Origin of the sequence: Streptomyces chiangmaiensis (assembly GCF_036281785.1) — a bacterium.
GTDB classification, from domain to species: Bacteria; Actinomycetota; Actinomycetes; order Streptomycetales; family Streptomycetaceae; genus Streptomyces; species Streptomyces chiangmaiensis.
This window is the reverse complement of the sequence record NZ_JAYWVC010000012.1, coordinates 75,610-87,807: the sequence shown is the minus strand read 5'-3', so window position 1 is coordinate 87,807 and position 12,198 is coordinate 75,610. Positions and strand designations below refer to the sequence as shown.

Below are 12,198 nucleotides of genomic sequence, written 5' to 3'. Positions count from 1 at the left end.
GCGGACCGCTCGCCGAGCTGCGCAGCAGGCGTCCGCCTGGTGCCCGGGCGGCGCGTTCGCTGCCGGATTGGCTCCCCTTCATCCCGGAGAGCACTCCCCTGGAGGGAGGACGCGTCCGGCAACTCAAGAACCCTGATGGCGACGTCATCATCGAACGTCTGATGGACTTCAGCGAGACCGAACGCCGTTACAGCTACGCCGTCGTGCAGGCACCGTTCCCCGTGGTCGACTACATCGCCACCCTGCGGGTGCATACGGTGACCGGCCGGGAGGACACAGCCGAGGTGCAGTGGTCGGGACGCTTCGTCCCTCAGGGCGCGACCGGCGAAGAAGTCGTCGCTCTCTTCACCGGCATCTACCGCGACGGCCTTGACGCCCTGCACCAGGCACTCGGCTGAAGCCCGGTGTCAGGTCCTCGGTACTGGACTGTGCGGTGGCGCCGTCGTGCCTCTCCTGCCGTGCTGCTCTGCTGCGACGTGCGCCTGACCGAAGGCTCCGGCAAGCCGGCTGGTATGAGATAGGGCGACGCAGCTGTCGCTCGGGACGGGGATCCGGCCCTGTGGCGGCGGGCGTGCGCCACCACCCTGAAGCCGGTGACGCCGCTACGGCGCTCAGAAGCTGCGTCTGAGCCTCGCATGACACAGTGGACCGCGCTTTGCTGCAGGCCGGGAGCTTAGGCCTGCTCTGTCGGATCGCTCTCACGGGCGTGCTATAGGTTGCCCGCCATGACCGAACTCGGCCCCGTCGCCTGGCCACCTGCCCCGATCAGGACCGAACGGCTCGTGCTCCGCGAGTCCGAGGCCCGGGACCGTGCGGCGTTCATCGAGCTGTGCGCCTCGCCCAAGGTGGGCACCTACCTCGGTGGCCCTCGACCGCGTGATGAGCTGGAACGCGCGGTGCCTGAGGTACCCGGGCGGCGCCCTGGCCTTTTCGTGATCGATCTCGACGGAATGATGATCGGCATGATCACGCTCGACCGGCGCGACGCAGGGCGTCCGGGTCACGTCCGTCCGAATGCCGGAGAGGCCGAGCTCGGCTACCTGTTCCTGCCGGAGGCATGGGGACGCGGGTACGCCGCCGAGGCGTGCGCAGCGGCACTCGACTGGTTCGCCGACGCGCTTCCCGGCGAGCCGGTGGTGCTCTGCACCCAGACCGCCAACGACCGCGCGATGCGCCTCGCGGCGAAGCTGGGGTTCACCGAGATGGAGCGGTTCGAGGAGTACGGCGCCGAGCAGTGGTTCGGCGTGTGGTCCTCGGTCACGCCGTCCAGTTGAGCTGACGAGCGTGCTGGTCCAGGCGGAAACCGGATGATCGTGAGCTGGTGAGGGAACCGGAGCAAGAGCGGCGGGCGTCTCCTCGAATGATCAAGCTCGAGGAGACTGCGCAGTGCGGATCTACATCAGCGTGGACATGGATGGCGTCACCGGGCTGGTGGATGCCGACGATGTCCAGCCTGGCGGCCGGGACTACGGGCGTGGACGGCTGATGATGGCCGAGGACGTCAACGCCGCCATCCGCGGCGCCGTCGCAGCGGGTGCCACCGACATCACCGTCGACGACGCGCACGGCCCGATGCGCAACCTCCTGCCCGAGTCGCAGCATCCGGCGGCGCGTGTCACGGCCACGGGGCCGCTTCACGCGCCGGGACCGCACGCCCTTTCCGACGGGCTGGGGCAGTCGGCTGGTGCGAAGTGATGGGCTACTAAGGCGAGTTGACGGCATGGACGGGGTGCCGCACCCGGGGTGCGCAGGAGTGTCCGGATGCCCGCGATGATGGGCAGTGTGACCCGGGAGCGCTACGACGAGCTGGTGAATCACCGAACCTGCGCGGCGAGCACTACGACGAGGCCGAACGCAACGCGATCGGCCGGGTCCTGGCAAGGCTACGCGCCGACGACGACAGCCGCTTGAAAGTCCTCCGGACCGTTTCGCGTCACCGCTTCCGGCCAAGCCATTCGGCGAGTACGGCGGCCTGGCTGTGGTCCACGTCCTTGGTAGCGGTGAGCAGCGTGAGCTTGTCGTGGGCCGCCAGATCTCGCAGGTGCTCGGCCGCCTCGCGGTGTCCGGCATCGCGCAGTTCCGCCAGGTAGCGTCGGCGGAACTCGGTGAACCGGTTGGGGTCGTGGCCGTACCAGCGGCGCAGCTCGCTCGACGGGGCCACCTCGCGCAGCCACTCGTCCAGATGCGCGTCCTCCTTGCGCATGCCCCGTGGCCAGATACGGTCGACGAGAACCCGCTTGCCGTCGCGACGAGAACTCTGTTCGTAGACCCGCCGATAGGTGATCTGTTCGGCCATGTCGGCGCCCTCCACATCGCATCGAGCCGCACCGTGCATCTGTCGGATGTGTTCATTTTATCGGAGTCCGCTGCCATCGCCGGTGGAGCGTCTGATGCCTGTATCGTCTGATCGCTCGGCGCGCCTCCTCTTCTCCTTGGGGCCCGCGGGGCCCGTCCTGGTCACCGCAATGCCACCGTGCGATGGATGTAGCCGGTGAGAGGGGACAGGGGACGGCCGGTACCGGACTACCACGTGGCAATGATCCCCGCCACGATCGATATGGCTGTCTCGTCTCACCTTCGCCGAGAACGGCTCCGGATCCCTCGTCCACGTTTCCTCGATCGGCGCTTTCCGCGCACCCCCCGGCGGCGCCGCCTACGCAGCGTCCAAGGCGTACGTCCCGCACTTCTCCCGAGCCTTGCAGCAGGAGGTGGCGCACAGTGGTATCCGTGTCCGGGTCGTGCTGCCCGGCCCCGTGCGCACCGAGTTCTTCGAGGCCGCTGGCACCGTCTCGTCCATGTTCCCTGACGAGTCGTTCATCGACGGGGACGATCCGGTCCGCGCCGCGCTCAGCGGGCTGGACCAGGGAGAACCCGTCTGCATGCCGATGCTGCCCGACAGGGCCGCCTGGGAGGAGGTGGCTGCCCTGGGGGACGCCGCCGGACTGCACGGCGTCTGGCTTCCACGACCTCGACGGAACTCGAGTACCCCACGAGAACCTCCAGCCACGCTTGGCAATCATCATGTTTGACAAGGCTGTCAAATATGGACTCGGAAGTCGCAGGCTGCAAACGGTCGACACCGGCCTCTCGCCGGCGGCGTCCCGTCACCTCGACATGCTTGGTATAATGGTCTGACATTAATGGGAGTCGAGAGGGGCCACGCAATGACGGGCGGAACGCTCATCGTCGGCGCCAGCCAGGCCGGACTCCAACTTGCCGTGTCACTCAGGCAGTTGGGGGACACCGAGGCGATCACCCTGGTGGGTGAGGAGATCCATCCGCCGTATCAGCGGCCGCCCCTGTCCAAGGAGTTCCTGACCGGACAGACGGATCTGGAGTCGCTCGCCCTCCGCACACCGTCCTATTACGCTGATGCCGGCATCGACCTCGTCCGTGGCGAGCGTGTCACGGAGGTCGCCCTCTCGACTTCCGGCCGCCCCGGATCCGGAACGGCGGGGACCCGGAGCGGACGCACCTTCGTCTTCGACCGACTCGCGCTGACCGTCGGAGCCGGACCCCGGCAGCTCGCCGTACCCGGAGCCGACCTCGACGGAATCCGCTACCTGCGCGATCGCGACGACGCGGCGGACCTACGGCTGCGCCTGGCATCTGCCTCCCGGGTCGTGGTCGTGGGCGGCGGCTTCCTCGGACTGGAGGCGGCGGCGGTCGCCCGCGGGCTCGGCAAGGACGTCACCGTCGTCGAGGCGGCCGATCGGCTGATCTCGCGGGCCGTGGCGCCCGTCGTCTCGGAGTTCTACCGGCGAGCCCATCTCCGGCGCGACACACGGGTGTTGCTGTCCACGGCGGTCGCGGGATTCGACGGCGACGGCCGGCGCGTCATCGGAGTGCGGCTCGCGGACGGCACGGAGTTGCCGACCGATCTCGTGCTGATCGGCGTCGGTGTGCTCCCGCGCACCGAACTCGCCGAACGTCTCGGGCTGGAGTGCGACCGCGGCATCGTCGTCGACGGCAGGGCGCGCACCAGCGATCCCCACGTCGTCGCCGCCGGGGACTGCACCGTGCAGCCGCACCCCATGACGGGCCTCGGCCGGGTGCGGCTGGAGTCCGTGCAGAACGCCGTCGCCCAGGCCACGGTCGCGGCCGCATCGCTGCTCGGCACACCGGCACCGGACAGATCGGTGCCCTGGTTCTGGTCGTACCAGGGCGACCTCAAACTGCAGATCGCCGGCTTGTCCGGCGGCTACGACCAGCACGTGGTGCGGGGCGAGCCGGACAGCGAACGGTTCTCCGTCCTGTACTACCGGCAGGACGAACTCCTGGCGATCGACGCCGTGAACAGCCCTGCCGATTACATGGCGGTCCGCAAGGCCCTCACCCATGGCGCGACCGTTCCGGCGAGCGTCGCCGGTGACCACGGCACGCCCCTGAAGTCACTGCTGACCACCCACCGGGCCGTGGTGCCCTCCTCCTGAGCATCGCGTCCCCGCCGTCCTGGGGAGAGGCCATGCGAAGAGGCGTGCGGCTGCATGCCTCACGCCTCTTCTGCTCGAACGACGGCCGTCAGACGACCGCGGACTCGAGCGACTCGGGGGCGAACAGCTCCTCCGGGCGCCACAACCGCTCGGAGAGCCCCTGCTCGTGGTGGTAGCGCAGGAACGTCGTCAGCGTCCCGCGGTTGTTCTCCAGGCCGTAGGACCAATAGTCATTGCCCAACAAAGCCCGGGCGTCCTCCAGTTGGGGAGTGAGCCAAGGCAGCATGAAGCGGAGGGCCGAGGTGTCGTACAGGTTCCGGTACGCCGCCTCCTTGGCAGCCAGCAGGGCCTTGTAGAGCGACTGCGCGACCCAGGGGTGACGGTCGTAGACATCCCGCCTGATCACCACCACATGCATGATCGGGAAGATGCCCGTGTCCGCGTAGTAGTCCTTCTCGGCCGCGACGACGTCCGGGAACACGCGGCGTACGCGCGGGTCCCCGGCGACGAACGGGCTCGGGACCCGTGGCGTGCACAGGGCGTCGATCTCGCCCTCGGCGAGCATCTCGGCAAGTGTCCTGTCCTCGGGAATGCGGCTGATCCGCAGCGAGTCCGGCAGTTCCACACCCGCCTTCTCGATGCGGCCGGGCGTCTCCTGCCCGCCGGTCAGATAACTCACCGAGTCGAAAGGCACCCCATACCGGTCGGACAGGATCCCCCGCATCCACACACAGGCGGTCAACTGGTACTCCGGTGTGCCGATGCGTTTGCCCCTCAGGTCCTCGGGGGCCGAGATGCCCGCATCGGTGTGGCAGTAGAGCGAGCCGTGGCGGAACATCCGCGAGGTGTACACGGGCAGCGCCACGAACGGGGCCGGAGCGGCACGCAACGACAGGACGTACGAGGACAGCGACAACTCCGCCACCTCGAACTCCTGGTGCCGCATCATGCGGAAGAAGGTCTCCTCGACAGGCAGCCGCAGATACGTCAGATCAATGCCGTCGGGACGGACGGTGCCCTCCTCCAGGGCGCGCGTGCGGTCGTAGTCGCCGCAGGCGAAGGTGAGGTGCAGTCGGGACATGAGGTGGTCGTCACCTGCCTTCCGCGATGAGGCGTGCGTCCAGACGCGGGTAGACGCGCCGTGCGTTGGCCTCGTAGACCTTGTGTCGCTGCTCGTCGCTGAGCCCCGCCCGGTCGACGTAGCTCTTGGTGTCGTCCCAGGCGATGCCGGTCTCGGGGTCCGCGCCGCGCACGGCGCCCAGCATCTCCGAGGCGAACAGGATGTTGTCGGCCCCGATCACCCGGTGCAGCAGGTCGATGCCGGGCTGGTGGTAGACACAGGTGTCGAAGAAGACGTTGCCCATCAGGTGGTCGGCGGGGTCCGGCCGGCCCAGGCGCACGGCCAGGCCTCGGTAGCGCCCCCAGTGGTAGGGCACGGCACCGCCGCCGTGCGGGATCACGAACCGCAGCGCGGGGAAGCGGGCGAACAGGTCACCCTCGACGAACTGCATGAACGCCGAGGTGTCGGCGTTGAGGTAATGGGCGCCCAGGGCATGGAAGTTGGGGTTGCAGGACGCCGAGACGTGGATCATCGCGGGGACGTCCAGCTCGACCATCGCCTCGTACAAGGGGTACCAGTACGCGTCGGTGAGCGGTGGCGAGGTCCAGTGGCCGCCGGACGGATCCGGGTTGAGGTTGCAGCCGACGAAGCCGAGGTCCTCCACGCAGCGGCGCAGTTCGGCGATGGCGTCGTCGAGGGCGCCACCTGGTGTCTGCGGCAGCTGACACACGGCGGCGAAGTTTCGCGGAAACAGTTCGACGGCCCGGTGGACGAGGTCGTTGTTCATGCGTGCCCACACGCGCGCAGTCGCCTCGTCCGGGACGTGGTGTTCCATTCCGGATGCCTTCGGCGAGAAGAGCATCAGGTCCCCGCCGCGTTCCCGCAACAGTTTCAGTTGGTTGTTCTCGACGCTCTCGCGGATCGCGTCGTCGCTGATCACGGCGGGCTCCGGGGGCGGCAGCGACGAATCGGCCAGACGGGCCAACTGCGCGTCCCTGAACGCCTGGTGAGGCCGGGGTGCCGTGGTGTAGTGGCCGTGTACATCAATGATCATCCGTGGGCTCCCGGTCGACGTAGGTCAGGCCCTTGTGCGCCAAGCGCTCGCGCATCGCGTTGACGTCGAGGCTCAGCTCGCCGTTCGCATAACGTTTGCGGCTGGCGGCCTCCTTCTCCTCCCGCGCCCGGCAGCCGTCGAGCACGGCCCGAGCGACGTTCCGCGGTACGACCACCACGCCGTCGTCGTCGGCGACGACGGCGTCACCCGGCTCGATGCGCTGTCCGGCGCAGACGATCGGGGTGTTGACGTCGCCGAGGGTCTCCTTGACCGTGCCGAACGCGCTGATGTGCCGCGCCCAGACGGGGAATCCCATCCGCTGCAGCTCCGCCACATCGCGGCATCCGGCGTCGATGACCACTCCGCGCACGCCTCGCGCGGCGACCGCGGTGGCCAGCAGGTCACCGAAGTAGCCGGCTTGGGAGGGCGAGGTCGGGGAGACCACGAGGATGTCGCCGTCCCGGCACTGTTCCACCGCGACATGGATCATCCAGTTGTCGCCGGGTGGCACGCTCACGGTCACGGCGGTGCCCGCGATGTGCGCGCCCGGCCACACGGGACGCAGCGCGGGGTCGAGGAGCCCGGTGCGGTGCTGGGCCTCGTGGACGGTGGCCACACCGAACGCGGCCAAGGCGTCGACTGTGGCCCGGTCGGCGCGGTGCGGATGGCGGACGACGATGCTCATACCGCCGCCCAGGGCAGGAGCGAGACGTGCACTGCGTCCTCGCCGCTCTCGCCGCCGACCGTGCGGATGGCACGGTCGACCTCGGTGAGGGGGAAGCTGTGGGTACTCAGTTTCTCCAGGGGGAAGCGACCCGATGCGAGCTGTTCCAGGGCGAGTTCGCAGGAGCGGTAGCTGTGGCCGCGAGCGCTCTTGAGGGCGATCGACTTCTCCGTCAGCTTCTTCAGGGGGAAGTCGGGGAACGCGGCCAGTTCGCCCTGGACCACCATCCTGCCCTCACGTCGCTTGAGCGCGTCGATGCCGAGCAGCACCGGTGCGGTGCCCGCGCCTGCGGTGCAGTCCAGGACGACGTCCACGCCGCGGCCGCCGGTGATGTTCAGGACGCGGGCGAGGGCGTCCTCCTGGGCGACGTCGACGACGTGGTCGGCGCCCAGCTCCCGTGCGAGGGACAGGCGCGCCGCGTCCCGGGTGGTGCCGGTGACGATGATGAGGGAGGCGCCGGCCTGCTTGCAGGCGACGACCTGGGACAGGCCCTGCTGTCCGGGGCCCTGGATGAGGACGGTGGAGGCGTAGCCGACGCCCGCGGTGACCAGCGCCCACTGGATGCCGTTCGACAACGGCGTGACGAGACCTGCGAGTTCGGCCGACACTCCGTCGGGCACGCGATGGATGACCGAGTTCCACGGCAGATAGAGGTACTGGGCGAAGCCGCCCCACAGGTGGTACGGGTGGTTCGCCGATGTGTAGCCGTACCGGCGGGCGTCGGGGTTGGTACGCCAGTCGGTGGCCTCGCAGTGGCGGTACTCGCCCAGATGGCACCACTCGCAGCGGTAGCAGCCGACGTAGTGCTCGACGAACACCCGGTCTCCCTCGGCCAGGCCCTTGCGCTCGGCGAAGGTGCGGCCGGCCTTCGCGATGACGCCGACGTTCTCGTGCCCCATGATCACGGGGTCGGTGAACGGCGGCTTTGCGTACATCTTCACGTCGGTGCCGCAGATGCCGGCCACTTCGACCTTCAGCAGGGCTCCGTCATCGGGTATGTCCGGCATCGGGAACTCCTGCAGTTCGGTCCGGCCGGACGCCGTTCTGACCGCCGCCAGCACCTGTTCCGCCATGACGTCGTCTCCTCACGTTCGGGGATGTCCCGCCAGGATGACAGTCTATGGACTTATGGACTAACCATGCTACCTTTTCGAGTCATGGCCGTACCTCAACTCAGGACCGTGACCCGCACGCAGGGCAACAACGAGGCGCTCAAGACGGGGGAGGTCACGCCCCGCAGCTTCCGCTTCGAGTTCGAGGAAGTCCCCGTTCTCGTCCATGCCTTCCGGCGCATGGTGCGCGGGTTGGAGTTCGACGTCAGCGAGATGGCACTGACCACGTATCTGGTCGCCAAGGCGCACGGGGCACGGTTCACCGCCGTGCCCGCCTTTCTGGTGCGCGGCTTCCACCACGGGGCGATCTTCCATGACCCTGCGTCGGATGTGCGCGGCCCCAAGGACCTCGAGGGCCGCAGGGTCGGCGTCAGCCGCGGCTACACGGTGACCACCGGCGTCTGGGCGCGCGCCGTCCTCCAGGAGGAGTACGGCGTCGACCTCGACAAGGTCACCTGGGTGCTGTCGGGCGACGAGCACGTCGCGGCGTACCGACCGCCGGCCAACGTCGTTCCCATGGACCACGGTGGATCCCTGGAGGACATGCTGCTCGGCGGCGACCTGGCTGCAGTGATCGGACCCAGGCCGGCGTCCTCGGCCCTCGCTCCACTGATCCCGGAGCCCGAAGAGGCGGGCTTCACCGCCCTGCGCGAACGCGCCCTGTACCCGATCAACCACCTGATCGTCATCCGTGACGAACTGCTCGAGGAGCAGCCCGAGTTGGGCGCACTGGTCTTCGACGCCTTCGCCCGGGCCAAGCAGCTCTACGTGGACCGGCTGCGCAGCGGAGGCATCGGCTCCCCCACCGTCACGGACCTCATGTACCGGAGGGTCCTTGACGTGACCGGCACGGATCCGCTGCCGTACGGCGTAGAGCCGAACCGCTCCGTACTGGAAGAGCTCATGCGTCACGCCGTGGACCAGCGCATCCTCGAACGGCCCCTTCCGCTGGAGGAGTTGTTCGCCGAGGGCACGCGCACGCTGATCGCCTGACCGCACCCTCACCGTCAGCCGAAGGAACCCGTATGCGCATCGCCATCGCCGCCGACCACAACGGTTACGCCCTCAAAGTCCGGCTCACCGCCTGGCTGACCGCACACGGGCACACCGTCGACGACCGCGGCAGCAACAGTGAGGAGACGCTCGACTACCCGCCGCTGTGCGCGGACGTGTGCCGGCAGGTGACCGAAGGCCGCGCCGAGCGCGGGATCGTCCTCGGCGGAAGCGGGCTCGGAGAGACCGTCGCCTGCAACAAGATCCGGGGGATTCGGGCGGGGCTGTGCCACGACCTGTGGAGCACCCGCATCTCCCGTGGCAACAACGACTCAAACGTCCTTGTCCTCGCCGCGAAGATCCTGACGCCGGAGGGCGCCGAGGAGATCGTCGGGACCTGGCTGACGACGCCCTTCAAGGGCGGGGTGCACGCCCGGCGGCTCGAACAGATCGCCGCGCTGGAACGGGAATCGGCGCGGACCTGAGCCAGGGGCCCGGCCGCGCCTCCCCTCACGGCCGGTCCCCTTCGCCCTCCGTGCACGACGCGGGAATCCGTGGACCTTAGGCCACGGAGCACGTCAATTCCGTACTCCGGCCAGGAACTCGAGTACCCGTGCCGGCGCCGACTCGTGCGTCTGCTCGGCCACCGGTGCGTCCCAGTACTCGTTGTCGGGCAGGCACTCCTGCAGGTACCGCGCTGCCGACGGCGCGTGCGAGGTGTCCTGGCCGGGGACGATCAACGCCGGTATGTCCAGCCGCAGGAGATCCTCCGGCTCGGGACCCGGCACCGTGTCCCGGTCGAACAGCAGCCGCGCCATGCCGGTCACTGTCGCCCGGTAACGGTCGGGATCGGTCCGTGCGTAGGCGTCGGCGAACTCGGCGTCGGTACGGATCACCTGGGCCCAGGGACCGACCCGGGGATCGTTCGTGAAGCCGGCGTCCGAGCCACGCGCGAGGGACACCACCTGCTCCAGTCCGTGCTCGTCGGCGTACACCACATGGTGCCGGAACCGGTCGTGCTGCTTCATCCGGTACTTCACTCCACCCGCCGGCGAGTACAGCACCATGCTCAGCACCCGCTCCGGGCGGGCGACCGCGAACGCCGCGACGGTGGAGCAGCCGACACACCCTCCCATCAGGTGGGCCCGTTCGATCCCGAGGTGGTCGAGGAGGCCGGCGCCCTGGCGGACGTAGTCGGCCCAGGAGATCCGCTCCAGCCGTCCCCCCGACCCGCCGGACTCGCGCCGGTCGAAGGTCACGCAGGTGTACGCCTCGCCGAGATGGTCGAGCAGGCGCAGGCGCCGGTAGACGCCCACCGTCCGCCAGCCTTCCAGACTGGAGTCGAATCCTCCGGGAGAGAACATCAGCAGAGGGGGTCCCGAACCTGTGACCTCGTAGCGTGTCGGGATTCCGTCGATGACGGCGGTGGGCATGGTCGTTCACTCCTTTCGCGTGATGTCGGCCGGCTGTCGGGCCGGCCGGTTGTCAGGTCGCCGGCGGGACGGGCACACCGCCGGCGACCTGGCGTGCCGCTCGCACATCCGCGGCGTAGGCCGTGATCGCGTCGAGCGTGATCCGGGCGACGTTGGCGTAGGTGTCCGGCGGATCGTCAAGGGACGACGCGGCGTAACCGATGGCCGCATGGGCCATGCGCATCCGCCCGTCGAGCCAGGGACCGCCGCCGAAGCCGCCGAGCACCGGGACGGAGACGGCTTCGGCCACGGCCGGCCCCACCACCGGACCGGAGTTGGTGAAATTCAGCAGGGCGGCGCCCGCTTCCTCCAGCCGTTTGGCCTCCGCCACCAGGGCGTCCTTCATCTCCACCGGCACCTGGTCGGCGCTGGAGGGCACCGCGCTGTACTCCACGCCGTATCGCAGGGCCGTCTGCGGGGTGATCCCGAACTGGGCGAACACAGGGATGCCCGCGCGGGAGATCGCGGTGACGGCGTCGGGGAAGTCGGAGGCGGCGTCCAGCTTGACCATGTCGACCCCGGCCTCCTTGACGAACCGGATGGCCGCCCTGACAGCGCTGTCCGTTCCCTCCTGCAACGGCCCGAAGGGGAAGTCGGCGCTCACCAGGGCCCTCCGCACGCCCCGCCGCACCGCCTGGGCGACGTTGATCATCTGGTCCATCGTCACCTCGAAGGGGTTGTTCTGCCCCCACAGGTTCACGCCGACCGTGTCGCCGACGGAGACCAGGTCGACGCCGGCCCGGTCGACAATGCGCGCGATCTGGTAGTCCCAGGCCACGACACCGACGATCTTGCGCTGCTCGTCCTTCATACGCTGCAATCCGCGCAGGGTGACCTTCTCGAGCATACGGGTCCTCCTAGACCCTGAGGGCCACGAGCAGTTCGAAGGCGTCGCCCTCGTCGGCGGACAGCAACAGCACGCGGGCATAGGGCCGCAGAGCGGCGACGGCGTCGTCGGCCTCGAAACCGTCGCCCAGGATCACGCCCGCCGTGGTGATACCCCGACGACCGCAGATCCGGCCGATCGCGGCCGCCGCGGCCCGGCCGCGGTCCTCCGTGGCGAGGACGACGACCACGTCGGTGCCGGCGAGGACCTCGTCGAGCGGGACGGCCGCACCGTCCAGCTCGTGCAGCAGGCCGTCGCCGTCCCTGACCTCGTGGCTGGTGTAGAAGCGGGCATGGGCCCAGGACCGCTCGGCGAGGCGGCGCACCACCGACGCCGCCCGCTCGTCCAGCGCCACGACCCGGGCGGACCGGGCCGGGGCGATGGGTACGTCGATACGGAACCGGGACTCGCTCGCCGAGGCCGCACGGGCGCTCTCGCTCAGATACATAGGCGCCGTCGTCATG

14 protein-coding genes and 1 pseudogene are annotated in these 12,198 nt (G+C 69.2%); 7 read left to right on the top strand and 8 right to left on the bottom strand.

The window, feature by feature from the left end:
• Window positions 1-17: 17 nt before the first annotated feature.
• The 3 genes and pseudogenes from VXC91_RS06460 to VXC91_RS06450 all read left to right on the top strand — a co-directional run.
• A complete protein-coding gene (locus VXC91_RS06460; protein ID WP_329505785.1) occupies window positions 18-398 on the top strand; it encodes an SRPBCC family protein in 381 nt (126 codons plus the stop codon).
• A gap of 327 nt (window positions 399-725) precedes the next feature.
• Complete coding sequence (locus tag VXC91_RS06455) at window positions 726-1,274, top strand: GNAT family N-acetyltransferase (protein WP_329505781.1); 549 nt, start codon at window positions 726-728, stop codon at window positions 1,272-1,274.
• Between the two features lie 112 nt (window positions 1,275-1,386).
• Window positions 1,387-1,632, top strand: a pseudogene (locus VXC91_RS06450) (M55 family metallopeptidase); the annotation flags it as partial.
• 301 nt (window positions 1,633-1,933) lie between these two features.
• On the opposite strand, the gene VXC91_RS06445 reads toward VXC91_RS06450, so the two are convergent.
• Window positions 1,934-2,296, bottom strand: a complete 363-nt coding sequence (locus VXC91_RS06445) for a DUF488 domain-containing protein (protein ID WP_329505780.1) — start codon at window positions 2,294-2,296, stop codon at window positions 1,934-1,936.
• A 259-nt stretch (window positions 2,297-2,555) separates the two neighbouring features.
• Here VXC91_RS06445 and VXC91_RS06440 point away from each other — a divergent pair, with 259 nt between their 5' ends.
• Together VXC91_RS06440 and VXC91_RS06435 are read left to right on the top strand one after the other, a co-directional pair.
• The gene (locus VXC91_RS06440; RefSeq protein ID WP_329505784.1) at window positions 2,556-3,029 is read left to right on the top strand and encodes an SDR family NAD(P)-dependent oxidoreductase; all 474 of its coding nucleotides are present in this window, start codon (window positions 2,556-2,558) and stop codon (window positions 3,027-3,029) included.
• Between the two features lie 135 nt (window positions 3,030-3,164).
• Window positions 3,165-4,433, top strand: a complete 1,269-nt coding sequence (locus VXC91_RS06435; RefSeq protein WP_329505779.1) for an NAD(P)/FAD-dependent oxidoreductase — start codon at window positions 3,165-3,167, stop codon at window positions 4,431-4,433.
• Window positions 4,434-4,521: 88 nt separating this feature from the next.
• On the opposite strand, the gene VXC91_RS06430 is transcribed toward VXC91_RS06435, so the two are convergent.
• The 4 genes from VXC91_RS06430 to VXC91_RS06415 are packed head-to-tail and all read right to left on the bottom strand — an operon-like array spanning window position 4,522 to window position 8,344.
• Window positions 4,522-5,514: a substrate-binding domain-containing protein gene (locus tag VXC91_RS06430; RefSeq protein WP_329505778.1), complete on the bottom strand. Its 993-nt coding sequence runs from the start codon at window positions 5,512-5,514 to the stop codon at window positions 4,522-4,524.
• Window positions 5,515-5,524: 10 nt separating this feature from the next.
• Complete coding sequence (locus tag VXC91_RS06425; protein ID WP_329505777.1) at window positions 5,525-6,547, bottom strand: amidohydrolase family protein; 1,023 nt, start codon at window positions 6,545-6,547, stop codon at window positions 5,525-5,527.
• Complete coding sequence (locus VXC91_RS06420) at window positions 6,537-7,232, bottom strand: 4-carboxy-4-hydroxy-2-oxoadipate aldolase/oxaloacetate decarboxylase (RefSeq protein ID WP_329505776.1); 696 nt, start codon at window positions 7,230-7,232, stop codon at window positions 6,537-6,539. The genes VXC91_RS06425 and VXC91_RS06420 overlap by 11 nt, the downstream gene beginning before the upstream one ends.
• Window positions 7,229-8,344, bottom strand: coding sequence for a zinc-dependent alcohol dehydrogenase (locus VXC91_RS06415; protein WP_329505774.1), 1,116 nt, complete (start codon window positions 8,342-8,344; stop codon window positions 7,229-7,231). Before VXC91_RS06415 ends, VXC91_RS06420 begins: the two co-directional genes overlap by 4 nt.
• Before the next feature lie 84 nt (window positions 8,345-8,428).
• Between VXC91_RS06415 and VXC91_RS06410 the strand changes: the two genes are divergently transcribed.
• Both VXC91_RS06410 and VXC91_RS06405 read left to right on the top strand, forming a co-directional pair.
• Window positions 8,429-9,376 (top strand): substrate-binding domain-containing protein, encoded by a 948-nt coding sequence (locus tag VXC91_RS06410; RefSeq protein ID WP_329505773.1) that lies wholly within the window; start codon window positions 8,429-8,431, stop codon window positions 9,374-9,376.
• A gap of 32 nt (window positions 9,377-9,408) precedes the next feature.
• Window positions 9,409-9,861 (top strand): RpiB/LacA/LacB family sugar-phosphate isomerase, encoded by a 453-nt coding sequence (locus VXC91_RS06405; protein ID WP_329505772.1) that lies wholly within the window; start codon window positions 9,409-9,411, stop codon window positions 9,859-9,861.
• A 93-nt stretch (window positions 9,862-9,954) separates the two neighbouring features.
• Here VXC91_RS06405 and VXC91_RS06400 read toward each other — a convergent pair whose 3' ends face one another.
• The 3 genes from VXC91_RS06400 to VXC91_RS06390 are packed head-to-tail and all read right to left on the bottom strand — an operon-like array spanning window position 9,955 to window position 12,197.
• Window positions 9,955-10,809 carry an alpha/beta fold hydrolase gene (locus VXC91_RS06400; protein WP_329505771.1) on the bottom strand — a complete coding sequence of 285 codons (855 nt, stop codon included), beginning with the start codon at window positions 10,807-10,809 and terminating at the stop codon, window positions 9,955-9,957.
• A 52-nt stretch (window positions 10,810-10,861) separates the two neighbouring features.
• A complete protein-coding gene (locus VXC91_RS06395) occupies window positions 10,862-11,695 on the bottom strand; it encodes a 3-methyl-2-oxobutanoate hydroxymethyltransferase (RefSeq protein ID WP_329505770.1) in 834 nt (277 codons plus the stop codon).
• A gap of 10 nt (window positions 11,696-11,705) precedes the next feature.
• Window positions 11,706-12,197, bottom strand: a complete 492-nt coding sequence (locus VXC91_RS06390; protein ID WP_329505768.1) for a 3-methyl-2-oxobutanoate hydroxymethyltransferase — start codon at window positions 12,195-12,197, stop codon at window positions 11,706-11,708.
• Window position 12,198: the final 1 nt, after the last annotated feature.